Below are 23394 nucleotides of genomic sequence, written 5' to 3' on the forward strand. Positions count from 1 at the left end.
GCCAGATGGCCATGCCGCTGCGCCAGTCCATCAGGGTCGGGACCTATCTTCTCGAACAGAAGCTCCGCAAGCGTGAGAAGTTCCCGCTGATCGTCGAGCTGGAACCGCTCTACGCCTGCAACCTGGCCTGTGAGGGGTGCGGGAAGATCCAGCATCCGGCCGGGGTGCTCAAGCAGCGCATGCCGGTCGCCCAGGCGGTCGGCGCCGTGCTGGAGTCCGGCGCCCCGATGGTGTCCATCGCGGGTGGCGAGCCCTTGATGCACCCGCAGATCCACGAGATCGTCCGGCAGTTGGTGGCGAGGCGGAAGTACGTCTTCCTCTGCACCAACGCGATGCTCCTGCGCAAGAAGATCGAGAAGTTCACCCCTTCCCCCTATTTCGCCTTCGCCGTGCACATCGACGGCCTGCGCGAGCGCCACGACGAGTCCGTGGCCAAGGAAGGCGTCTTCGACGAGGCGGTCGCGGCCATCAAGGAGGCGAAGAAGCGCGGGTTCCGGGTGACCACCAACTCCACCTTCTTCAACACGGACACCCCGCAGACGATCATCGAGGTCCTCAACTACCTCAATGACGACCTCCAGGTCGACGAGATGATGATCTCCCCCGCCTACGCCTACGAAAAGGCCCCTGACCAGGAACACTTCCTCGGCGTCGAACAGACGAGGGAACTCTTCAGGAAGGCGTTCGCGGGCGGCAACCGGCGGCGCTGGCGGCTCAATCACTCGCCGCTCTTCCTGGACTTCCTGGAAGGGAAAGCCGATTTCCCCTGCACGGCCTGGGCGATTCCCAATTACTCCCTCTTCGGCTGGCAGCGCCCCTGCTATCTGATGAGCGACGGCTACGTGCCGACGTACCGGGAGCTGATCAACGACACCGACTGGAGCAAGTACGGCCGCGGAAAGGACCCGCGCTGCGCGAACTGCATGGCGCACTGCGGCTACGAGCCCACCGCCGTCCTCGCCACGATGGGTTCCCTCAAGGAATCCCTGCGGGCGGCCCGGGAGACGATCGGCGGAAACCGGGGCGCGTCGGCATGAACCCGGCGGAGGAGGGAGCGGGCACCCGGGGCAAGGGCTTCGACCTCGGCGCCCTGCTGGCCGCGCGCGGAGGGGAGCGGTACGAGCTGCACGCCCGCCACCTCAACCACCAACTGCCCCGGATGCTCCACACCATCGGCTTCGACAAGGTCTACGAGCGGGCCGAGGGCGCCCATTTCTGGGATGCCGAGGGCAACGACTACCTCGACATGCTGGCCGGCTTCGGGGTCATGGGCCTGGGCCGCCACCACCCGGTGGTCCGCCGGGCCCTGCACGACGTACTGGACGCGCAGCTCGCCGACCTCACCCGCTTCGACTGCCAGCCGCTGCCCGGGCTGCTGGCCGAGAAGCTGCTCTCGTACAGCCCGCACCTCGACCGGGTCTTCTTCGGCAACAGCGGCACGGAGGCGGTGGAGACGGCCCTGAAGTTCGCCCGGTTCGCCACCGGGCGGCCCAGGATCCTCTACTGCGACCACGCCTTCCACGGGCTGACCACCGGCTCCCTGTCGGTGAACGGGGAGGGCGGGTTCCGTGACGGCTTCGCCCCGCTCCTCCCCGATACGAAGATCGCCCTGGGGGACCTGGGCGCCCTGGAGCGGGAGCTGCGCAAGGGCGACGTCGCGGCCTTCGTCGTCGAGCCGATCCAGGGCAAGGGGGTCCTCGAGGCCCCGCCGGGGTTCCTGCTCGCCGCGCAGGAACTGCTGCACCGGCACAAGGCGCTGCTGATCGCGGACGAGGTGCAGACCGGCCTCGGACGGACCGGTGACTTCTACGCGTACCAGCACGAGCCGGGCGTGGAACCGGACCTGGTGTGCGTGGCCAAGGCGCTGTCGGGCGGCTACGTGCCGGTCGGCGCCACCCTGGGCAAGGACTGGATCTTCAAGAAGGTCTACTCGTCCATGGACCGGGTGCTCGTGCACTCCGCGAGCTTCGGGTCCAACGCGCAGGCGATGGCGGCCGGGCTGGCGGTGCTGTCGGTCATGGAGGACGAGGAGCTCGTCGCGCACGCCCGGGCGACGGGGGACCTGCTGCGCGGGCGGCTCGCGGCCATGGTGGACGAGTACGAGCTGCTGCACGAGGTGCGCGGGCGCGGGCTGATGATCGGCATCGAGTTCGGCCGGCCGTCCTCGTTGGGGCTGCGCAGCCGGTGGACGATGCTGCAGGCGGCCCGCAAGGGGCTCTTCGCCCAGATGGTCGTGGTGCCGCTGCTGCAGAAGCACCGGATCCTCACCCAGGTCTCCGGGGACCACCTGGAAGTCATCAAGCTCATTCCGCCGCTGGTCGTGGACGAGCGGGACGTCGACCGGTTCGTCGGCGCCTTCCGCGCGGTCATGGACGAGGCGCACGGCGGGTCCGGGCTGATGTGGGACTTCGGCAGGACGCTGGTGAAGCAGGCCGTCGCCCAGCGCTGACGGCCCGCTCCGGGCGTGCTATTCGAGCAGCCGGTCACGCAGCCGGTCGAGGGTCTCGGGCTTCAGCCCGAGGCCCTCCGCCAGGTAGGGGTCCACCCCGCCCCAGGTCTCGTCGATCGTCTCGAAGGCGGCGACCAGGTACTCGGCGCGGGCATCGAAGAGCGGCGCCAGCAGCTCCATCACCTCGGGGGAGCGGGCCTCGTCGGACGCGCTGCTGCGGCGCACCCGGTAGCGGCGGTGCGGGGCGTTCGACTCCAGGTAGTCCGCCACGATCGCCTCGCGCTCGACGCCCAGCGCGAGCAGGGTGACGGCGATCGACAGGCCGGCCCGGTCCTTGCCGGCGGCGCAGTGCATGAGGGCGGGGACGCTGTCCTCGGCGAGCGCGTGCACGACCCGTCCGTGCTCGGCGGTGCGCTGCTCGATGATCCTGCGGTACGAGTTCGTCATCCGGGCCGCGGCCTTGCCGTCGCCCAGGATCGTGCGCAGCTGGTCGAGGTCGCCCTCGCGCACCAGCCGCCAGAACTCCCGGCCGTCGGCCGGATCCGAGAGCGGAATGTTCACGTTCCGTACCCCGGGCAGTTCCACGTCCGGCCCCTCCAGCGCGTGGTCGGCGCCGTTGCGGAAGTCGAAGATGGTGTGGAGGCCGAGCGAGGCGAGGAACTCTGCATCGGTTTCGGTGGCATGTGCGAGATGTCCGCTTCGGAACAGTCGTCCCGCCTTGACCCTTCGACCATCAGAAGTCGGCAATCCGCCCACATCACGGAAATTGCGCACTCCGGTCAGCTCCGGCTCCTGTATCTGCTGGGTCACGGGGACTCCTCCGCTTCGTGGTGAGACTTCTGTCCGAATTGAGCTGTTTGGCGCCAACTTGCCATATCCGGAGGCGAGATCGGGCACGTCCCCGTGAGCCAGATCATACGGTGACCGTGAGTGCCTGATCGCGAATGCCGAATGGCCCCGTCGGAGCGGTTGTTGACGGCGGGTAATGGACGCAGGGTGACCAGGATTCCGACGATTCCTCATTCCTGTGATTCCGTCAGGAAATTCATGGCTTGTTCCCCGCCGTCGCAAGGGTTTACCTTCGCGATCGATCCGGGTGGATCGCCGAATCCTGCCGCCGCCCGGAAACCGCACCCGACTATTCGCGCGGCAGGAGCGGGGGAACCAGGTAAGCCGCTGTCCCGGAGATCTTTTCGGAGATCTTTTCGCCGGGACGGCTCGGGGTGAAGACGTACATGACCCGTACATGTACGGCCGGACATCTCCAGTCCGAACCCGACAGCTCACCTCGCAGGCGCCGGAGAGGAAATTCGCCATGCCTGCAAAGGGTAAGCACCGCCGTCCCAAGTCCCTTTCGATATCGCGCGGTTTCGCCGTCGCAGGCACCGGTGGCGCGGCCCTCGCGCTGCCGCTGATGGGCGCCGCGGGCGCCCACGCGGCCGGCGCCCCGGCCGCGGCGACCGCGGTGGCCCCCGCCGTGGCCCCGCAGGTCCCCGCCGCGCTGCAGGCCGCGCCCGTCGCCGCCGTGCAGGGCGCCCCGAGCGTCTACACGGTCGTGCCGGGCGACTACCTCTCCAAGATCGCCGCCGAGCGCCACCTCTCCGGCGGCTGGGAGCAGCTGTACGCCGACAACCGCGAGGCGGTCGGCAGCAACCCGTCGCTGATCCACCCCGGCCTGAAGCTGCACCTCGGCGGTCCGGGCGAGGCGGCTCCGGTGGACGCCGCCCCCGCCCCCGAGGCCGCCCCCGAGGCGGAGGCCGAGGCCGCTCCGGAGGCCGCCCCCGAGGCGGCGCCGAAGCCGGCGCCGAAGCCGGCCGAGAAGGCCGCCCCCGAGCAGCAGGACTCCGAGGCCGGGGCGCCCGCCGCGCAGAAGTCGGCCTCCGGCTTCGTCTCCCCGCTCGGCAGCACCGGCGTCTCCACCCAGTACAAGGTCGCGGGCAGCATGTGGTCCTCCGGCTACCACACCGGCGTGGACTTCATCGCGAGCTCCGGCACCACCGTCAAGGCCGTCGGCGCGGGCACCGTGGTCTCCGCCGGCTGGGGCGGCTCGTACGGCAACGAGGTCGTCATCCGGCACGCGGACGGCAAGTACTCCCAGTACGCCCACCTGTCCCAGCTGTCCGTCTCCTCCGGCCAGAGCGTCACCGCCGGGCAGACCCTCGGCCTCTCCGGCTCCACGGGCAACTCCACCGGCCCGCACCTCCACTTCGAGATCCGCACGGGCCCCTCGTACGGCTCCGACATCGACCCGCTGGCCTACCTCCGCTCGAAGGGCGTGAGCATCTGACGGCAGCCGCCGTCGGCGCGGGAACGCGTGTGAGGCCGGGACCCGAGGGGGGTCCCGGCCTCACGTGTACTTATTCCTTATCCCCCACGTGGTACAGATCACGGTCCGTCAACCCCTCATTACGTTGGCGTAGGTTGGTTACGGGAGTGAAGGATGGTGTCCCGTGGCAGCGACGACGACGAAACTCAAGACCATCGGCTCGTACGCGGCGATCGGGGACAGCTTCACCGAAGGCGTGGGGGACCCGGGACCCGGGGATTCGCATCTCGGCTGGGCGGACCGGCTCGCCGTACTCCTGGCCGATCAGCGCGACGAGCACGACTTCCGTTATGCGAATCTGGCGGTGCGCGGAAAGCTCCTCGACCAGATCGTGGCCGACCAGCTTCCCAGAGCCAAGGCCCTCGCGCCCGACCTGGTCAGCTTCTGCGCGGGCGGCAACGACATCATCCGGCCCGGCAGCGACCCGGACGACGTGGCGGAGCGGTTCGAGGCGGCCGTGGCCGACCTCGCCGGCGCGGTCGGCCAGGTCATGATCACGACAGGCTTCGACACCCGGGGCGTGCCGGTCCTCAAGCACCTCCGGGGCAAGGTGGCGACGTACAGCGCGCACGTGCGCGCCATTGCCGACCGCTACGACTGCCCGGTGCTCGACCTCTGGTCGCTGAAGTCCGTACAGGACCGGCGGGCGTGGGACACGGACCGGCTGCACCTCTCGCCCGAGGGGCACACGCGGGTCGCGCTGCGCGCGGCGCAGGTGCTCGGCCTGGACGTGCCGACCGACCCCGACCAGCCATGGCCTCCGCAGCAGCCGCGCGGCTCGGTGGACGTGACCCGCGACAACATCCAGTGGGCGCGCGACCACCTCGTGCCGTGGATCGGCCGGCGGCTGCGCGGGGAGTCCTCGGGGGACCACGTGGAGGCGAAGCGGCCCGACCTGCTGCCGCTGTAGCCGTACGCACCCGGACGGGGGCGGGGATGCGGCAGGGACGGGGGCGGGGACGGTGGGGGCGCGGACCCGACGGGGACGGGGGCGGTAAGCGGAATCCTTCGGGGCCGGTGTGCGTTGGGATGGTCGTAGAGAGACGACCACCCCTTACTCCATCCTCCCTGGAGGCGCTTTGACCGGCTCCCGTCCCCTGCGTCCCCGGCTGCGTGCCCTGCGGCCCGAAGCCTTCGGCGCGGACCCGTCCGGTGCCCGGCTGGAGCGCATCCGCCGCTCGCCGAACTTCGCCGACGGCGTCTTCCAGAACCCGGTCGGGGCCCGGAACAGACCCTCGGGCTCGATGGCGGAGTTCGCCAAGATCTACTTCCACCGGGAGCAGCGGGTGCGGCGCAGTCCCGCCGCGCCCATTCCCGTGTACCCGACGACCCTCGCGGAGCTGGCCAAGCCGCCGGCGAGCGGTCTGCGGCTGACCTGGATGGGCCACTCCAGCGTGCTCGCGGAGATCGACGGCCGCCGGGTGCTGTTCGACCCGGTGTGGGGCGAGCGCTGTTCCCCCTTCCCCTTCGCCGGCCCCAAGCGGCTGCACCCCGTGCCGGTCCCGCTGGCCTCGCTCGGCGACGTGGACGTCGTGGTCATCTCGCACGACCACTACGACCACCTCGACCTGCCCACCATCAAGGCCCTGGCCGGTACGGACACGGTCTTCGCCGTCCCGCTCGGTGTCGGCGCGCACCTGGAGCGCTGGGGCGTACCGGCCGACCGGCTGCGCGAGCTGGACTGGAACGAGACCACCAAGATCGCCGGGCTCTCCCTGACGGCCACCCCCGCCCGGCACTTCTGCGGCCGCGGCCTGCGCAACCAGCAGCACACCCTGTGGGCCTCCTGGGTCGTCGCGGGCGACGAGCACCGGATCTACCACAGCGGGGACACCGGCTACTTCCCCGGCTTCAAGGAGATCGGCGCCGCGCACGGGCCCTTCGACGCCACGATGATCCAGATCGGGGCGTATTCGGAGTACTGGCCCGACATCCACATGACCCCCGAGGAGGGCATGCGCGCCCACCTCGACCTCCAGGGCGGCGCCCCGCACGGCACGATGCTGCCGATCCACTGGGGCACCTTCAACCTGGCCCTGCACCCGTGGGACGAGCCGGGCGAGGGCACCCTGGCCGCGGCCGAGGGAGCCGGAGCGGCCATCGCGCTGCCGATCCCGGGCCAGCCGTTCGAGCCGGGCACCGAGGGGGCTCCGGCGCAGCCCTGGTGGCGGCCGTTCGTCGCGGGCGGCGCTGCCGGCGCCCCGGCCGCGGCCCCGGGCCCGGTCACCGCGCAGGAGCGGCCGCAGGCCGTGACCCGCGAGGAATCCGAGGCCGTCGGGTCCTGACGCACCGCCGCCCGTGCTCGCCCCGCCCTCGGCGCAGGCGGCCGGGCGGCGCATTCGGGCGGTTGTACGAGCGCTCCACCGGGAGCGGGAAGCACCCCCTCGAAGTTCCCCAACTGGCGTTCCGGGGCGGGACGGCGGGGTCTAGCGTGGGTATCCGGTGATCAACACCGGGCCCCGGAACGCTGGGGGCCGGGCCCCACGTACCGAACGTACCGAGGACGCCGATGTCCGGACTCCGCGCCGCCCGCCACGCCCCGTCGAGACACGCCGTCACCGGTCCCGCCCGGCAGATACGTCCCCAGCTGGTGCGCGCCGCCGTCCTGCCCACGCTCGCCGCCGGGCTCAGCGGCGCCGCCGCGGTGATCTTCAGCCTCCAGCTCGGCGGGGGCGCGGGCGACCGCGACGCCCGGCTCTGGCCGGTGCTCACGGGCTGCGCCCTGCTCGTGGTCGGGGCCCTCGCGGCGGCCCTGCTCGGGGCCCAGCGCGGGGCCAAGGCCGTACGGGACCGGTGCGAGGCGCTGCGCCGCTCCAGCGTGCGCGGCCGCCAGGAGCTGCGTACCGCCGCCGACCTGCTGGAACGGGGCGAGACCCCGCCCCGCCCGATGCGGGGCGGGCCGACCGGCCCGCTCGTCGGGGGCGACCCGGCCGGCGTGGACGAGTTCTGGCTGCTCTCCCAGGAGCTGCGCGGCGCCCGGGAACAGGCGCACGCGACCCTCGTACGGCTGGCCGGCCCGGCCGTCCCGTCCGACAGCGAGCGCAAGGTCGAGGTCTTCGTCAACCTCGCGCGTCGCCTGCAATCCCTCGTGCACCGGGAGATCGCGCTCCTCGACGACCTGGAGGACACGGTCGAGGACCCGGACCTGCTCAAGGAGCTCTTCCACGTCGACCACCTCGCCACCCGGATCCGCCGGCACGCCGAGAACCTCGCCGTGCTGGGCGGGGCCGCCTCCCGCCGCCAGTGGACCCGGCCGATCGACCTGAGCGAGGTGCTCCGCTCCTCGGTCGCGGAGGTCGAGCAGTACACGCGGGTCAAGGTCGTGCCCCCGGCCGGCGGCAGCGTCCGCGGGCACGCCGTCGCGGACGTGGTGCACCTGCTGGCCGAACTGGTCGAGAACGCCACGGTGTTCTCCGCCCCCGACACCGATGTCGTGCTGCGCGCCGAGCGGGTCACCGCGGGGATCGCGGTCGAGGTGGAGGACCGGGGGCTGGGCATGCCGGTGGAGGAACAGCACCGGATGAACGCCCTGCTCGGCGACCCCGACCAGATCAGCGTCCGGCACCTGCTCGCGGACGGGCGGATCGGGCTGTTCGTCGTCTCGGCGCTGGCCCGGCGGCACGGGATCGCCGTGGAGCTCAAGTCGAACATCTACGGTGGCGTGCTCGCCGTGCTGGTGCTGCCGCAGGAGCTGCTGGGCGCGGAGGCGCCGAGCGCCGCCGACGCGGCGGGTGGCTCCCGGCCCACCTCGTGGGTCCCGGGCGAGCCCCCGTCGGCCCCCCACCTGGAACCGGTCCCGGCACCCCTGTCCTGGCCCCCGCCCCCGCAACGCGTTCCCGCACCGCGATCGGGCCCGCCGGCTCCCACCACCCCGGCCGTCCCGACGCCCCGCGACCCCGAGCCGGGCGCGGCGGTGGCCTCGACGGAGCCCTGGGCCGGGCCGACGCCGGGCGCGGGTGACCAGGCTTCGGCCGCGGCCGCGATCGGCCCGGAGGCGGCGTCCGTGCCCGCGCCGGAGGCCGGATCCTGGCCGCGGCCTGTGCGCGAAAACGGGCACCCATCGTGGTCCGAGGCCGCGGCGACGGCGCTCCCCGCTCCGGCAGCGGACGATCAGGCCGAGACCGGCCCGGGAGCCGAGCCCCGGCCGGAGGCCGGCCACTGGCCCGTAGCCAGGGACGAGCCCATGGCCTGGCCTGAGGCCGCTCCGGGCTCGGCCGGCGACGGGGCCTCGGCTACCGCCGGACCTGCTCGGCTTCCCGCTCCGCGAGCGGGGGACCCGGCTTCGGTCACGGCCGTGACCGGCTCGGGGGCCGAGCCTTGGCCGGGGGCCGTGCCGGCGCCGGAGGCTGGTGACTGGCCTGTGGCTGCTTTGGGCTCGGCCGGTGACGGGGCGGTCTCGCATACCGCTGGGCCTGCTCGGCTTCCCGCTTCGGCAGCGGGGGACCAGGCTTCGGCCTCGGCCGTGACCGGTTCGGAGGACCGTCACTGGCCTGTGCCCAGGGATGAGCCCGCGGGATGGTCTGGGGCTGTTGCGGGGTCGGGCGGTGACGGGGTTGGGGCCTCGGCTACCGCCGGACCTGCTCGGCTCCCCGCTCCGCGAGCGGGGGAACCGGGTTCGACAGGGGCCGTGACCGGTCTGGGGGTCGAGCCCTGGACCGGGACCCCGGCCGCGCCCGTGTCCGGCGACGGAGCCACTCCGGGCGCTGCGGAATCGGCTCCGGCCGAGCCGTGGGCCGGGCACCCGGCCCCCACCCTGCCGGGGGCGGACGCCGAGCCGTGGTCCGGGTCCGCCTCGGCGTGGCCGGCGGACGCTGCGCGAGCAGGGTCTCCGGCTTCTGCCGAACCCGCGACAGGCGCCGTGCCTCCCTTCGCGTCTGCGCCGGCGTCGCTTCGCCGAGCCGGCGACACGGCTCCTGCCGAGCCCGCGCCGGGCGCGGAGGATCAGGCCTCGGCCGGGGCCGTGACCGGTCCGGAGGTCGGTTCGTGGCCCCGGACCGTGCCCGGGGACGGGCCATCGGCGTGGGCCGGGGCCGCGGCGACGGCGATGCCTGCGCCGCTCCCCGCTCCCGGTGCCGGAGAGACCGGCCCGGGGGTCGAGCCGTGGACCGGGACCCCGGCAGGGCTCCGGCCCGGGCCTGAGCCCTGGGGCGGAGCCACTCCCGGAGATGCGGCTTCGGCCGAGCCTCGGGCCCTGGACGCGTCCGGGTCCGGGGCCGAGGCGGGGCCCGGGGGTGCTGCGCGGGCGAGGGGTGGGCCGCGCGGCGGAGAGGCGGCCGGGTTGCTGCCCCTCCAGCGGGGCGGCGAGCCCGACGGCGAGGAGGAGCGGCCCGCACTGCCCCGGCGGCGGGCGCAACAGCACCTGGCGCCGCAACTGCGCGAGGCACCCGTACCACGGCCCCCCGCGGCCGCCGAGCCGCCGCTGCACGATCCGGGCCTGATGGCCGCCTTCCAACGGGGCTTCGGCCTCGCCCAGTCGGAGAACCAGCTATGACCCCGACAAGTCACCTCAGCAAGGAGCACACCCCCATGGGCGGCGAACTGGCGACGAAGACCGGCACCCGGCTCTCGGACCTCGACTGGCTGCTCAGCGGCCTGGTGCAGCGCGTGCCGTACACGCGCAGCGCCGTACTCCTCACCGCAGACGGCCTCGTCACCTGCGTGCACGGCCTGGACGCCGACAGCGCCGACCACCTGGCGGCCCTCGCCTCCGGGCTGTACTCGCTGGGCCGCAGCGCCGGCTCCCGGTTCGGCGACGGCTCGGAGGTACGGCAGGTCGTCGTCGAGCTCGACACCGCGCTCGTCTTCGTCTCCGCCGCCGGATCCGGGACCTGTCTGGCCGTCCTCGCCGACCGCGAGGCCGATGCCGGGGTGCTCGGCTACGAGATGGCGATGCTGGTCAAGAGCGTCCGTCCGTACCTGGCGGCGCCGCCGCGGCGGCCCACCGCCGACCCGGGGCGATGAGGGCCCGCGCGACGGGGGCGTACGCGAAGGGGCGGGACACACCGTGGCTCGACGACTCGGCGGGCCGTGTGATGCGCCCGTACACCGCCAGCGGCGGGCGGACCCGGCCCGGCGTCGCGCTCGACCTGCTCTCGCTGGTGACCGCGACCGGCGTGCGCCCGCGCATCCCGCTCGGGGCCGAGCACACCCTCGTGCTCCGGCTCTGCGCCGGCGCGGCCGCGGTCACCGTCGCCGAGGTGGCCGGGCAGCTGCGGCTGCCGGCCGCGGTGGTGAAGGTGCTGCTGTCCGACCTGATGGAACACGGGGCCGTCATGGCGCAGGCGCCCCGGTTCCCCGGAATCGGCGGCGACGGGTTCGCCGCCACCGACCAGTCACTCCTGAGGGCGGTGCTCGATGGCCTGCGAAAACGCCTGTGAAGCCCCCGCTGCCGCCCCCGCGACCCTGAAGATCCTGGTCGCGGGGGGTTTCGGCGCGGGCAAGACCACCTTCGTGGGCGCGGTCAGCGAGATCGAGCCGCTGAGCACCGAGGAGCTGCTCAGCGACCTCAGCTCGGCCGCCGACCCGACGCACGGCGTCGAGGCGAAGACCACCACGACCGTCGCCCTCGACTTCGGCCGGATCACCCTCGACGAGCGCCACGTGCTCTACCTCTTCGGCACGCCGGGCCAGCACCGCTTCTGGTTCCTGTGGGAGGAGCTGTGCGCGGGCGCGCTCGGGGCGGTGGTGCTCGCCGACACGCGCCGCCTCGCGGACTGCTTCCCCGCCGTGGACTTCTTCGAGCGGCGCGGGATCGGCTTCATCGTGGCCGTCAACGAGTTCGACGACGGCCACCGCTACGCGCCCGAGGAGGTCCGCGAAGCGGTGGGGCTCGGGCCCGAGGTGCCCGTCGTACGGTGCGACGCGCGCCTGACCAGCTCGGGGACGGGCGCACTGGCCGCCCTGGTCCGCCACCTCCTCTGCATGTCCACGGCCACGGCCACACCAACAGCCACGGCCACAGTCAGCTCTTCGTCTTCGGAGTCGGGGGAACCGCCATGACGTACTACGAATCGACCGGACACCTGCTGCTCACGCCGGTGGACCGGGAGGCACCCGCGCGCGTCGTCCGGCTGCGCGAGCTGGGTCTGGGGGAGCGGACGGACGCCGAACTGGACGCCTTCGCCCGGCGGGTCGCCGACGTGCTCGAAGCCCCGCACTCCGGGGTGAACTTCATCGGCGAGGAACGGCAGTTCTTCGCCGGGCTGCACCACGCGGCCGAGTCCCCGGGCGGCGGGTACCCGGCGCGGGTCCTGGCCCGCGACCACGGCTACTGCCCGTACGTGGTGGTCCGGCGGCGGGCGCTGGTGCTGGAGGACGTACGGGACTTCGCGCGCTTCGCGGGCAACGCGGTCGTGGACGAGAACGGGGTCCGCTCGTACGTGGGCGCGCCCCTCACGGACCGGCGCGGGATCGTCCTGGGCACGGTGTGCGCGGCGGACGTGGTGCCGAGGCGGTGGGGGACGGCAGGGCTCGCCACCGTCAAGGCGCTGGCCGCGGAGCTGGTGGCGCTGGTGCACGCGCGGGAGGACCGGGCGCAGGCCCGCACGGCGGACCGGCCGGGGTGAGCGCGATTGTCGGTGGCGGGGGCTACGGTCGTCGGACGAGGGTTCACCGGTGGCTGGAGAGGAGTCTCGGGGATGGCCACGACCGCGCAGGACGTCCGCCTGATCGCGCTGTCGCTCCCGGACAGCAGCGAGAAGCTCGCCTGGGGCATGCCGACCTTCCGGGTGGGCGGGAAGATCTTCGTCGCGCTGGGCGACGACGACACCTCGATCGGGGTGAAGTGCCCCAAGGAGGACCGGGCCGAGCTGATCGCGGCGGAGCCGGAGAAGTTCTTCGTGCGGCCGGGCCACGACGACAACTACGCCTGGATCCGGGTCCGCCTGGAGGCCCTGCGGGACGGGGCCGAGCTGCGCGCCATCCTGACCGACTCCTGGCTCCAGGCGGCCCCGAAACGGCTGATCGCGGCCCATCCGGAGCTCACCGGCACGGCGGGCTGAGAGCGGCCCGCCGCCCGGCGCGGGACCGGCCGGCGCGGCCGACGCGGTACCCGGGGAACCGGTAGCGGAAAAGGTGCGCGCGACCACCCGCTGAAATGCGGTATCGTTCTCATGCGCGTTCGGCCAGGGGAAACCCCAGGTCAGCGGGTATCGGGACGTGGCGCAGCTTGGTAGCGCACTTGACTGGGGGTCAAGGGGTCGCAGGTTCAAATCCTGTCGTCCCGACTGTGCGGAAACGCAGGTCGGAGGCCGTTCTCTCATCCATGAGAGGGCGGCCTTTCGCATGTCCGCCGGCCTTGTGCACGGAACCGGTGGGGACCCGGCTCCGGCGTCCGGTACACCGTGCCCACCCCGGGAGGGGGCGGGCAGGGTGTCCTCGTGCCCGCCTAGTGCGGACGCACCAGCACCGGGTGCCGGGGCTGGGTTCCCGGGGCGGGGGTGGGAGTGGGGGCGGGCAGTTTGGTCAGGTTGGCGCTGATCATCGCTGCCGCGCGGCTCACGGCCTCGCCGAGCGGGGCTATCTGCTTGCCGTCCAGGGCGGTCGCCGCCACGGCCGCCACCACCTGGCCCGACGTGGAGAACACCGGCGCCGCCACGCACGACAGCGTGCTCACGCACTGTCCGTACTCGAAGGCGAGGCCCCGCTCCTGGGCCCGTCTGACCTCGCGGGTCCACGTCGGCTTCGTCCAGCCCTTGGGCAGCTCCGCCGCCGGGCTGGACGCCGCGAGGATCAGCTCCGCCGCGCTCCCGGGCGGCAGGACGATGCCGGAGCGCAGCGGGAAGACCTCGTCCACCTCGCCGCGCATGCCCCCGACGATGATCGTGTGCCCCGCCTCGGGCACCGACAGGCTGAGGCTCAGCCCGCCGCTCACGGCCGCGAGCTCGCGCAGCGGCCGGGCCGAGGCCGCGCGCAGCAGGCGCGCGGGGTGCCAGGCCTGCCCCAGCCGGAACGTCCGCGGCCCGAGGCGGTAGCGGCCCGCGCGGCTCTGCACCGCGCCGAGTGCGACCAGCTGCCCCAGTAGCCGGTGAGCGGTGGCTTTCGGCAGTTCGGCGTCGGTGGCCAGGCGGGTCAGGCCGACCTCCTCGCCGTGTGCGAGCACCTCCATGAGGGCGAACGCACCCTCCAGTACACCTCGCCCCTCTGTGCCGGATCTGGCCATGAGAGGTTCCCCCTTTCGCACGGAACCCATCGGTCGGATGGGCCCGTAACTCCCCGTTTCGTCCCGGCTCATCAGCAAGAACGGAGTTACCGCCCTCCACTTCCGCCGGTCCGTTGAACGGACCCGATCATTGCCCGTGTGTTGCGAACGCGCCAGTGTGTTCTCGCCCGGGGACGAAACGTTTCGGTGCCCCACAGGTCACGGGGCGTTCGTCCCACAGCAACGAAACAAGGAGGATCCCGATGAGCGCGATCAAGACCAGCGCCAAGCAGTTCAAGTACGTCATGGGTGCCATGACCGCCGTCTTCTTCGGCAACTGCTCTGCCAGCTGACGCTGTTTCGGGGGGTGGGGGCGGCATGTCGCCCCCACCCCTTTTTCTTTAAGCCTTAGGGAGGCACGAGTGCTGGAAACCGGTGTCCGGCAGGTCCGGGTGGCGATGGCCATGGTGTTCGGCCGGCGGCTGAACGTCCGGGCCGTCGAGCGGCTGGTCGCCGACGCCCTCGCCACGCTGGAGGAGTTCGGCTCGCTCGGCGACGACGTCGACGAACTCGCCGACGGACCGTTCGCCGACCCGGACGAACGCCGCGACCTGCAGAACCGCGCACTCCAGCGGACCGTCGACAGACTCGCCAAGCGCTCCCCCTTCTACCGGGAACGGCTCGCCGGCATCGACCTCGCCGGGCTGACCACCGAGACGCTCACCCGGATCCCGGTGACCCGCAAGGCCGACCTGATCGAGCGCCCCGCCGACTTCCTGTGCAGCACCCCCTACCTGGCGACCCAGACGACCGGCACCACCGGCCGCCCCGTGCAGATGTGGCTCTCCCGCTACGAGATGGAGCTCTGGCCCGCCCTCATCGCCCTGTCCGTGGTGCTGCGCGGCGACATCCGCCCCGGCGACCGCATGCAGATCAACCTCAGCTCCCGGGCAACGGCCGCCGTCCAGGAGGACGTCGAGGTGTGCCGGATGGTCAACGCCTCGTGCCACGTGGTGGGCCAGGTCCCGCCGGAGGAGTCCGTCGAGCACCTGCTCGGCCGCCACGGCACCCGGCCCACCCTGCTCACCGGCAACCCCAGCTACCTGGCCCGGATGCTCACCGCCGCACGCCAACGCGGTTACGGACCGGACGACTTCGGCCTGCGGGCGATCTACGCCGGCGGGGAGATCGTGTCCCCGGCCTTCGCCGAGGCCCTGCGCGAGACCTTCGGGGCCGAGACCATCGGCGACAACTTCGGCATGACCGAACTGCTGCCCGTCGGCGGTCGCACCTGCAGCCGGCGCCACCTCCACATCGACCCCAACATGGGGTACACCGAGGTGCTCGACCCGGAGACGGGCGAGCCCGCAGGGCCCGGACAGCTCGGGGAGCTGACCGTGACCCCGTACTACCCCTACCGGGAGTGCATGCCGGTCCTGCGGTACAACACCGGCGACGTGGTCCGCACCCTCGTCGGCGAACCGGACTGCGAACTCGCGGCCGTGCCCGCCGTCTCCCAGATCCTCGGCAAGGCGGGCACGCTGCTGCGCACCGCCGATGCCGTCGTGACGCCGCGCGAGATCGTGGAAGCCCTGGACGGCACCCCCGGAATGCCCTGGCCCCTGCGCTACCGGGCCGAGGTCGCCGACGGCCGGCTCCACGTGGAGGTCGCCTCCCGCAGCGCCGGCGCGGCCGAGGTGACCGAGCGGCTGCTGGCCCGGGGCATCGACGCGCGCGTCACGGTCCTGCCGCTGGACGACGAGGAGGCCGCCCGCCGCTTCCCCCTCCGCTGTGACCTGTTGGAGCACACCTTCACCCGGAGCCACGCATGACGGTCTTCTTCCAGATCGCGGCCACCGCCGCCCTGGCACTCGCGGTCGTAGTCGGCACGATCGCCTACTTCCGCGCCGTACGCGCCGCGACGCCGCCCGTCGGCGTCTTCAACGGCCGGGACATCTTCATGATGATGGGCTTCGTCCTGGCGCTGCCGTACGTCTACCTCGCCCTCCCCGGCGCCGTCCTCCCGGCCGTGCTCGCCCTGGTCTTCGCGGGCGGACTGTCCGTCGGCTACCAGCCCCTCATCGGCAACGGCCGGCTGCGCTGGGCGCTGATCGCCGTACTGATCGCGAGCGTGCTCGTCACCCACCTGGCCTTCGGCGAGACCGCGCCGCCCTACTGGGTGGCGAACAGCTGCGTCGTCGGACTGGTCGTGGTGTCCGCCACCAACCTCAACGTCCAGGGCGGCATGCGGCTGAAGAACGTCGCGTGGTTCCTGCTCGCCCTCGCCGTCTACGACGCCTTCTTCGCCTGGGTCGTACCGCTGACCCAGGAGCTCGCCGCAGCCGTCCAGGGGTATCCGTACGCCCCGGCCGCGGGCCTGCGCCTCGGCGAGGACCTCGGCGCCGTCGTCGGCATGGGTGACCTGCTGGCCTACGCCCTCTTCACCACCACCGCCTACAAGGCGTACGCGAAGCCGGGCCTGCGCACCGGCATCGCCCTGGTGGTGCTCTTCGGGGCCGTGGCCCCCGTCGCCGCCCTGCACCTGATCGCCGCCGCCACCGGCGACGCCCCCGGCCTCATCCCCGCCCAGGTGTTCTTCGGCCCGGCCGCCTTCGTCGGCTACCTGTTCCTGCGCCGGCGCGGCCCCGAGCGGCGCATGGTCGACGTCCCGTTCCGCGGGAACCGCCGGGTTGCCGTGCGGCAGGCCCCGGTGCGCACCGCCGAAGCCCACCCCGTCGGCTAGGCCCTGTCCGGCCCACGACCGCCCGGGCCCACGACCGCCCGGGCCCCCGCGGGAGCACGGCCTCGCGCGGGGGCCCGGGCAACCACCGGACGGCCGCCCGCCCCGGCGGCCGCTAGCCTGGGATTGCGGTACGGAAGCACGCACGATCGGAGCGGTGCGGTGGATCCTGGGAAAGGCCGGCCGTGAAGCCGGCGGACGCCGTCGGATCCGGTGGCGCCGACTGGCTGCTGGCCTCCGGCGAACGGGGCAACCCGGCGACGCGCCTGGACCGGCGCCGCCCGGACGGGGCGGCCTGGTCGCGGGGCAACCACGTACGGCCCCTGGTCCACGGGGCCACGTACTTCGCCGAGCTGCTGGCGGAGATCCGCGCGCTGCGCGCGGGCGACCTGCTGCTGTTCACCGACTGGCGCGGCGATCCCGACGAGCGCCTCGACGGGCCCGGCACGGAGGTCGGCACGGTCCTGTGCCGGGCGGCCGAGCGCGGGGTCGTCGTCAAGGGGCTGCTCTGGCGCTCCCACCTGGACAGCCTGCAGTTCAGCGAGGCGGAGAACCGCCACCTCGGCGAGGAGATCGAGGAAGCCGGCGGCGAGTGCCTGCTCGACATGCGGGTGCGGCCCGGCGGCTCCCACCACCAGAAGATGGTGGTGCTGCGCCACCCCGGCCGCCCCGCCCTGGACGTCGCCTACGTCGGCGGCATCGACCTCTGCCACAACCGCAACGACGACGCCGCGCACCGCGGCGACCGCCAGTCCGCGCCGCTGGCCTCCGCGTACGGGCCACACCCGCCGTGGCACGACGTCCAGCTCGCCCTGCGCGGACCGGCCGTCGGCGACGTCGAGGCCGTCTTCCGCGAGCGCTGGGAGGACCCGGCACCGCTCAGCCGCAGCCCGCTCACCCGCCTGCGGTCGCTGGCGCACCGCGAGGACACGAGCGCGGACCGGCTGCCCCCGCAGACCGCCGACCCGGCGCCCTGCGGCACGCACACCGTCCAGGTGCTGCGGACCTATCCGAACCGGCTGCTGAGCGGCTACCCCTTCGCCCCCGACGGCGAGCGCAGCATCGCCCGCGCCTACGACAAGGCGCTGCGGCGGGCCCGGGCGCTGATCTACCTGGAGGACCAGTACCTGTGGTCCCCGCGCGTGGCGGCCTTCTTCGCCCGGGCGCTGCGCCGGCATCCGGGGCTGCGGCTGATCGGCGTCATCCCCACGGTCCCGGAGCAGGACGGCCGCCTCACCGGGCCGATGAACCTGATCGGGCGGATCGACGCCCTGGCGGAACTGCGCCGCGCCGGCGGCGGGCGCGTCGCGCTGTACGGCCTGGAGAACCACGCCGGGACCCCGGTCTACGTGCACGCCAAGGTGTGCGTGATCGACGACGTGTGGGCCTCCGTCGGCTCCGACAACGTCAACCTCCGCTCGTGGACCCACGACTCCGAGCTGAGCTGCGCCGTGTACGACGAGAGCGCGGACCCGCGGCCGCCGCGCGACCCGGCCGGCCTCGGCGACGGCGCGCGCGCCTTCGCCCGCGAACTGCGCCTGGAGGTCATGCGCGAGCACCTGGACGCCCCGGGCACCCCGGACGCGGCGGGCCGGGACGCGGCGGACGCGCTGTGCGATCCCGTCGCCGCGTTCGAGGCCTTCGCGACGGCGGCCGCCGCGCTGGACGCCTGGCACGCGGGCGGCCGCCGCGGTCCCCGGCCGCCCGGCCGGCTGCGCCGCTACGTCCCGCCGGACCTCGGCGCCGCACAGCGGCTGCTCGCGGCTCCGCTGAACCGCCTCCTGGTCGACCCGGACGGCCGCCCGATGGGCATGCGGCGCCGCAACACCTTCTGAGACCGCGAGAGCGATGGACGAGTGGGGCGGCGTCGGCACTGTTTCGCATCGGTGGGGATCTGCGCGTACGGCGGCTCGGGTTCGGAGCCATGCGGCTGTCGAGCGAGCCGGGTCCCGCCCGCGAGGCCTCTCTCGCGGTCGCCCGGCGGGCCGTCGAGCTGGGCGTCACGCTGATCGATACCGCCCGCCTGTACGGCTGGGGAGCCAACGAGGAACTGCTCGCCGAGGCCCTGTACCCGTACGGGGACGGGCTGCTCGTCACCACCAAGGTCGGTGTCGCGCGCTCGGACTCCGCGGCCGGGTGGCGACTCGACGCCCGGCCGGACGTCCTGCGCGGTCAGGTCGAACACGCCCTCCGCCGACTGCGCGTCGAGCGGATCGAGCTGCTCCAGTTGCACCGCATCGATCCGGACGTGCCCTTGGCGGATCAGCTCGGTGCCCTGCGGGAACTCCAGACCGAGGGCAAGGTGGGGCGCATCGGGCCTCGGCGGCGTCGGACGCGTCGGCCGAGATCGCCGCCGTGGCCGCCGAACTCAACGCCACCCCGGCACAGGTCTCGCTCGCATGGCTCCTTCACCACTGTCCGGTCATTCTCCCGATTCCGGGCACCTCTCGGATCGACCACCTGGAGGAGAACCTCGCCGCGGCGCATCTCGACCTGGACCCCACCCTCCTCGACCGCCTCGACAGGTTGGCCGAGTAGGACACTGCGGGATGGCTGAATCAGTCGGCCCCGCCCGTGCACCGGCGGATCCTGCAACGGCGCGAGCGCGTCGCCGGTGCTTGACCTTCGACAAGCGCGAAGCGGAGTGAACTGGCGCCTCTGGGGGTGAAACGGGAGTAAATGGTGCGCAAGCGCACGTTTCCGGCCCCGGCGGGTACCGCCGGAGGGGCCGGAGCGGCGTCGGGTTAGCATATGAGCACCGCCTAGCTCGAAAGATAATCCTGTGACTGTCAATGAGGACTCGTTCACCAGCTGGAAGAACCGCGAGGAGATCGCGGAGTCGATGATCCCGATCATCGGGAAGCTGCACCGGGAGCGGGACGTCACGGTCCTGGTCCACAGCCGCTCCCTGGTGAACAAGTCGGTCGTCAGCATTCTCAAGACCCACCGGTTCGCCCGCCAGATCGCCGGTGAGGAGCTCTCGGTCACCGAGACGCTGCCGTTCCTGCAGGCGCTCACCACCCTCGACCTCGGCCCGTCGCAGATCGACATCGCCCTGCTCGCCGAGGCGTACAAGAGCGACGACCGCGGCCTGTCGGTGGAGGAGTTCACCGCCTCGGCCGTCGTCGGTGCCACCGGTGAGAACAAGATCGAGCGCGGCGACGGCCGCGACGTCGTCCTCTACGGCTTCGGCCGCATCGGCCGCCTCGTCGCCCGCCTGCTCATCGAGAAGGCCGGCTCCGGCAACGGTCTGCGCCTGCGTGCCATCGTCGTCCGCGGCGGCGGCGAGCAGGACCTGGTCAAGCGCGCCTCCCTGCTGCGCCGCGACTCCATCCACGGCCAGTTCCAGGGCACCATCACCGTGGACGAGGCGACGAGCACGATCATCGCCAACGGCAACAGCATCAAGGTGATCTACGCCAACGACCCCTCCGAGGTCGACTACACGGCGTACGGCATCAAGGACGCCATCCTCATCGACAACACGGGCAAGTGGCGGGACCGCGAGGGCCTGTCGAACCACCTGCGCCCCGGCATCGACAAGGTCGTCCTGACCGCCCCGGGCAAGGGCGACGTCCCGAACATCGTCCACGGCGTCAACCACGACACCATCAAGCCGGACGAGCAGATCCTGTCCTGCGCCTCCTGCACCACCAACGCGATCGTCCCGCCGCTGAAGGCCATGGACGACGAGTACGGTGTCCTGCGCGGTCACGTGGAGACCGTCCACTCGTTCACGAACGACCAGAACCTGCTGGACAACTACCACAAGGCCGACCGCCGCGGCCGTTCGGCGCCGCTGAACATGGTGATCACCGAGACCGGTGCCGCCTCCGCCGTCGCCAAGGCGCTGCCGCACCTCAAGGCGCCGATCACCGGCAGCTCGATCCGCGTCCCCGTCCCGGACGTCTCGATCGCCATCCTCAGCCTGCGCCTGGGCCGCGAGACCACCCGCGAGGAAGTCCTCGACTACCTCCGCGACGTCTCCCTGCACTCGCCGCTCAAGCGCCAGATCGACTTCACCACGGCCCCCGACGCGGTCTCCATGGACTTCGTCGGCTCGCGCCACGCGTCGATCGTGGACGCCGGTGCCACCAAGGTCGACGGCGACAACGCCATCCTCTACCTCTGGTACGACAACGAGTTCGGCTACTCCTGCCAGGTCATCCGCGTGGTCCAGCACGTGTCCGGCGTGGAGTACCCGACCTACCCGGTCCCGGCGGTCTGATCCCGGCCCACCGTTCCACCCGCAGTTCCCGTCAGGCCCGGCCGTCAGGCCGGGCCTGACGTGCTCCCCACCCGTACGGGCCGGCGCAGCAGGTAGGCGGCCGCGCCCGAGACGAGCACGGCCATGCAGGCGATGAAGACCAGTCCGGCGCCCTCCAGGCCGAGCGGGTCGGCCAGCAGCCCCACGCCGATCACCGGCACCGAGATGCCCGCGTACGCCACCACGAACAGCGTCGAGATCACCGCCGCGCGCCGGTCCGGCGGCGAGGCCGCGGCCACCGCGGACAGCGCCCCGCGGAAGGCCAGGCCCTGCCCGACGCCGCCGACGAGCGCGCTCGCCACCACCAGCGCCAGCTGGTCCCAGACCAGCGCGCCCGCGAGCAGGGCCAGCCCGCCGAGGAGCCCGGCGCAGCCCAGCGGGAGCGAGCGCCCCACCCCGACCCAGCCGACCGCCAGCTGGCCGGCGGTCGAGGCGAAGAAGGCCAGCGCGACGACCGCCCCGCTCACGGCGCGGTTGTGCACGTCGAGGGACTGGGCGAGGAAGGCCGGGCTGACCGAGGTGAACACCCCGAACAGCGCGAAGCCCACGAACGCGGCGATCGCCGCGGGCGCGAACACCGCCCGCACCTGCGCGGGCAGGCCCGGCCGCTGCGGGCGTACGGTGCTCAGCGGCCGCCGATCCGTCACGGTCTCCGGAAGCCCCAGCAGGACACCGGCCGAGGCCGCCACCAGGACGAGGTGCACGGCGAAGGTCAGGTAGAGGGGCCAGGGGGCGTACTGCGAGAGCACCCCGGCGAGCAGCGGGCCGCAGCCCAGCCCGCCCATGTTGGCGGCCGTCGCCACGAGCGTGGCCCGCGAGGCGCCGCCGCGGGGTGCCAGCTCCATCACGTACGCCGTCGCCGCGCCGGTGAACAGCCCGGCGGACAGCCCCGACAGCAGCCGCCCCGCGTACAGCCAGCCCATGCCGGTGGCGCACAGGAAGCAGACGGCGCTGGCCGCCGCGAAGCCCAGGCCGGTCAGCAGCACCGGCCGGCGGCCCACGGCGTCCGAGGCGTTGCCCGCCAGCAGCAGTACGCCGATCACCCCGAAGGCGTACACGGCGTACACCACGGTCACCATCAGCTCGGAGAACCCGAACTTCTCCTGGTAGAGCCCGTAGAGGGGGGTCGGCAGCGTGGTGCCGGCCATGCACACGGCGAAGACCGCCCCGCCGAGCAAGCACTGGCGCCACGTTCGGCGATCACCGTCCATGCCGCCGACGGTAACCCGGCGGCCCCGGCCCGGCGCGCCGGGCCGGGGCCGCCCGTCAGGGCCGCCCGTCAGGGCCGCCCGTCAGGGCCGCCCGTCAGGGCCGCCCGTCAGGGCCGCCCGTCAGGGCCGGCCGGCGTGGAGCTCCAGCGGCCCGGCGCCCGTGGCGCGGGCGGTCAGGCAGGCGGTGATCTGGCGCCTCAGGGCCGGTTTGACCAGGCCCGACAGCTCCGCGGGCGCGACGGTGCGCCACTGGAGGAGTTCGGTGTGGTCGAGGCGGATCCGGGCGAGGACGGCGGCGTCGAGGACGCCGCCGTCGTAGAGGAAGCGGATGCGCGCCGGACGACCGGGCTTGTGCGACCAGTTCACGGCGAGGAGCCGCCCCGGGGCGAGGTCGAGGCCCAGTTCCTCGTGGACCTCCCGCCGGGCGGCGGCGCGCGGGGTCTCGCCGAGGTCGCTGTCGATGCCGCCGCCGGGCAGGTTCCAGCGGTCGCTGCGGCCGTACGCGGGCTGGACCAGCAGGACCCGGCCGTCGGCGGCGGTGAACAGGACGCTCGCGGCGGTCACGGCCTTGGGCCGGCTGGCCCGGTGGCTGGCCGCGTCGAGGGTGCCGGAGTGTTCCAGGGCGAGGCGCCGGGCCGGGTCCAGGCCGGCCGGGGAGCCCGGCTGCGGCACGCCGTCGACGAGGTGGGCGAAGGAGCCGGTGTGCAGGGCGGCCAGGCCGGCGCGCAGCCGGGGCGCGACGCGGGCCGGCAGGACCTCGCAGGCCTCGTCCGGCCGGAGCCAGCGCGCCCCGGTGACCCCGCCGTCCCGGAAGGAGAGCGCCGCGGCCTCCTCCGGGGTCAGCGGCCCGACGAGGTGGACGTGGACGACCAAGGCGCGGCCGAGGGCTCCGGGCGGCCGGGAGTCCACCGCCAACAGCCGGCCGACGGGCACATGGAGGTCGAGGTCCTCCCGCAGCTCGCGGGCCAGCCCCGCCTCCGGGGTCTCGGCGGCCGCGGCCGTGCCGCCCGGAAGTTCCGGATCCGCCGTGTCCGAGGTGGTCAGTACGAGGACCCGCCCGCGGGTGTCGAGCACGATCCCGGTGGCGGCCACGAGCGGGGCCGGCCGGGCGGCGTGGTACGCGCGCACGGCGTCGGGGGTGGGGCGGTCGGGCACGGAGGGCTCCTGGGCGTCGGTTCGTCGGGTTGTCGGTTCGTCGGGTCGTCTGCCCGTCGGCGACGGGGCGTCGGCAGCACTATGCCGGGCTCCTGCCGACGACCCGG

19 protein-coding genes, 1 tRNA gene, 1 pseudogene and 1 riboswitch are annotated in these 23394 nt (G+C 73.2%); of the genes and pseudogenes, 17 read left to right on the forward strand and 4 right to left on the reverse strand.

The window, feature by feature from the left end:
- Positions 1-5 precede the first annotated feature (5 nt).
- Positions 6-1037: an adenosyl-hopene transferase HpnH gene (gene hpnH, locus AB0D29_RS06205; RefSeq protein WP_361751932.1), complete on the forward strand. Its 1032-nt coding sequence runs from the start codon at positions 6-8 to the stop codon at positions 1035-1037.
- Positions 1034-2449, forward strand: coding sequence for an aspartate aminotransferase family protein (locus AB0D29_RS06210; RefSeq protein ID WP_362852392.1), 1416 nt, complete (start codon positions 1034-1036; stop codon positions 2447-2449). Before hpnH ends, AB0D29_RS06210 begins: the two co-directional genes overlap by 4 nt.
- Positions 2450-2467: 18 nt before the next feature.
- On the opposite strand, the gene AB0D29_RS06215 is transcribed toward AB0D29_RS06210, so the two are convergent.
- Entirely contained in the window at positions 2468-3259 is a 792-nt protein-coding gene (locus AB0D29_RS06215) for a tyrosine-protein phosphatase (RefSeq protein ID WP_362852393.1), read from the reverse strand.
- 282 nt (positions 3260-3541) lie between these two features.
- A riboswitch (cyclic di-AMP (ydaO/yuaA leader) is annotated at positions 3542-3761 on the forward strand.
- Positions 3762-3764: 3 nt separating this feature from the next.
- On the opposite strand from AB0D29_RS06215, the gene AB0D29_RS06220 reads away from it, so the two are divergent.
- From AB0D29_RS06220 to AB0D29_RS06265, 10 genes are all read left to right on the forward strand, one after another.
- Complete coding sequence (locus tag AB0D29_RS06220) at positions 3765-4736, forward strand: LysM peptidoglycan-binding domain-containing M23 family metallopeptidase (protein WP_362852394.1); 972 nt, start codon at positions 3765-3767, stop codon at positions 4734-4736.
- A 163-nt stretch (positions 4737-4899) separates the two neighbouring features.
- A complete protein-coding gene (locus AB0D29_RS06225; RefSeq protein WP_362852395.1) occupies positions 4900-5685 on the forward strand; it encodes an SGNH/GDSL hydrolase family protein in 786 nt (261 codons plus the stop codon).
- Positions 5686-5854: 169 nt separating this feature from the next.
- A complete protein-coding gene (locus AB0D29_RS06230) occupies positions 5855-7060 on the forward strand; it encodes an MBL fold metallo-hydrolase (RefSeq protein ID WP_362852396.1) in 1206 nt (401 codons plus the stop codon).
- Positions 7061-7284: 224 nt separating this feature from the next.
- The gene (locus AB0D29_RS06235) at positions 7285-10266 is read left to right on the forward strand and encodes an ATP-binding protein (protein WP_362852397.1); all 2982 of its coding nucleotides are present in this window, start codon (positions 7285-7287) and stop codon (positions 10264-10266) included.
- 35 nt (positions 10267-10301) lie between these two features.
- Complete coding sequence (locus tag AB0D29_RS06240; protein ID WP_362798128.1) at positions 10302-10736, forward strand: roadblock/LC7 domain-containing protein; 435 nt, start codon at positions 10302-10304, stop codon at positions 10734-10736.
- Positions 10733-11152, forward strand: coding sequence for a DUF742 domain-containing protein (locus AB0D29_RS06245; RefSeq protein ID WP_362852398.1), 420 nt, complete (start codon positions 10733-10735; stop codon positions 11150-11152). The genes AB0D29_RS06240 and AB0D29_RS06245 overlap by 4 nt, the downstream gene beginning before the upstream one ends.
- Positions 11130-11774, forward strand: a complete 645-nt coding sequence (locus tag AB0D29_RS06250) for an ATP/GTP-binding protein (protein ID WP_362852399.1) — start codon at positions 11130-11132, stop codon at positions 11772-11774. Before AB0D29_RS06245 ends, AB0D29_RS06250 begins: the two co-directional genes overlap by 23 nt.
- Complete coding sequence (locus AB0D29_RS06255; RefSeq protein ID WP_362852400.1) at positions 11771-12340, forward strand: GAF domain-containing protein; 570 nt, start codon at positions 11771-11773, stop codon at positions 12338-12340. Before AB0D29_RS06250 ends, AB0D29_RS06255 begins: the two co-directional genes overlap by 4 nt.
- A 72-nt stretch (positions 12341-12412) precedes the next feature.
- Entirely contained in the window at positions 12413-12775 is a 363-nt protein-coding gene (locus tag AB0D29_RS06260; protein WP_362852401.1) for an MmcQ/YjbR family DNA-binding protein, read from the forward strand.
- Between the two features lie 151 nt (positions 12776-12926).
- A tRNA-Pro gene (locus AB0D29_RS06265) sits at positions 12927-13000 on the forward strand.
- A 161-nt stretch (positions 13001-13161) separates the two neighbouring features.
- On the opposite strand, the gene AB0D29_RS06270 is transcribed toward AB0D29_RS06265, so the two are convergent.
- Entirely contained in the window at positions 13162-13881 is a 720-nt protein-coding gene (locus AB0D29_RS06270) for a helix-turn-helix domain-containing protein (RefSeq protein ID WP_362852402.1), read from the reverse strand.
- 455 nt (positions 13882-14336) lie between these two features.
- Here AB0D29_RS06270 and AB0D29_RS06275 point away from each other — a divergent pair, with 455 nt between their 5' ends.
- The 5 genes and pseudogenes from AB0D29_RS06275 (at position 14337) to AB0D29_RS06295 (ending at position 20882) form a co-directional block, all read left to right on the forward strand.
- A complete protein-coding gene (locus tag AB0D29_RS06275; protein ID WP_362852403.1) occupies positions 14337-15746 on the forward strand; it encodes an AMP-binding protein in 1410 nt (469 codons plus the stop codon).
- The gene (locus AB0D29_RS06280; RefSeq protein ID WP_362852404.1) at positions 15743-16657 is read left to right on the forward strand and encodes a hypothetical protein; all 915 of its coding nucleotides are present in this window, start codon (positions 15743-15745) and stop codon (positions 16655-16657) included. The genes AB0D29_RS06275 and AB0D29_RS06280 overlap by 4 nt, the downstream gene beginning before the upstream one ends.
- Before the next feature lie 182 nt (positions 16658-16839).
- Positions 16840-18489 carry a phospholipase D family protein gene (locus AB0D29_RS06285; RefSeq protein ID WP_362852405.1) on the forward strand — a complete coding sequence of 550 codons (1650 nt, stop codon included), beginning with the start codon at positions 16840-16842 and terminating at the stop codon, positions 18487-18489.
- A gap of 38 nt (positions 18490-18527) precedes the next feature.
- Positions 18528-19192, forward strand: a pseudogene (locus tag AB0D29_RS06290) (aldo/keto reductase).
- 244 nt (positions 19193-19436) lie between these two features.
- Positions 19437-20882 (forward strand): glyceraldehyde-3-phosphate dehydrogenase, encoded by a 1446-nt coding sequence (locus tag AB0D29_RS06295; protein ID WP_362852406.1) that lies wholly within the window; start codon positions 19437-19439, stop codon positions 20880-20882.
- A 44-nt stretch (positions 20883-20926) separates the two neighbouring features.
- On the opposite strand, the gene AB0D29_RS06300 is transcribed toward AB0D29_RS06295, so the two are convergent.
- The gene (locus tag AB0D29_RS06300) at positions 20927-22132 is read right to left on the reverse strand and encodes an MFS transporter (RefSeq protein WP_362852407.1); all 1206 of its coding nucleotides are present in this window, start codon (positions 22130-22132) and stop codon (positions 20927-20929) included.
- Positions 22133-22252: 120 nt separating this feature from the next.
- Positions 22253-23287, reverse strand: a complete 1035-nt coding sequence (locus tag AB0D29_RS06305; RefSeq protein ID WP_362852408.1) for an NUDIX hydrolase — start codon at positions 23285-23287, stop codon at positions 22253-22255.
- Positions 23288-23394: the final 107 nt, after the last annotated feature.

This window comes from Streptomyces sp. NPDC048424 (assembly GCF_040651555.1).
GTDB lineage: Bacteria > Actinomycetota > Actinomycetes > Streptomycetales > Streptomycetaceae > Streptomyces.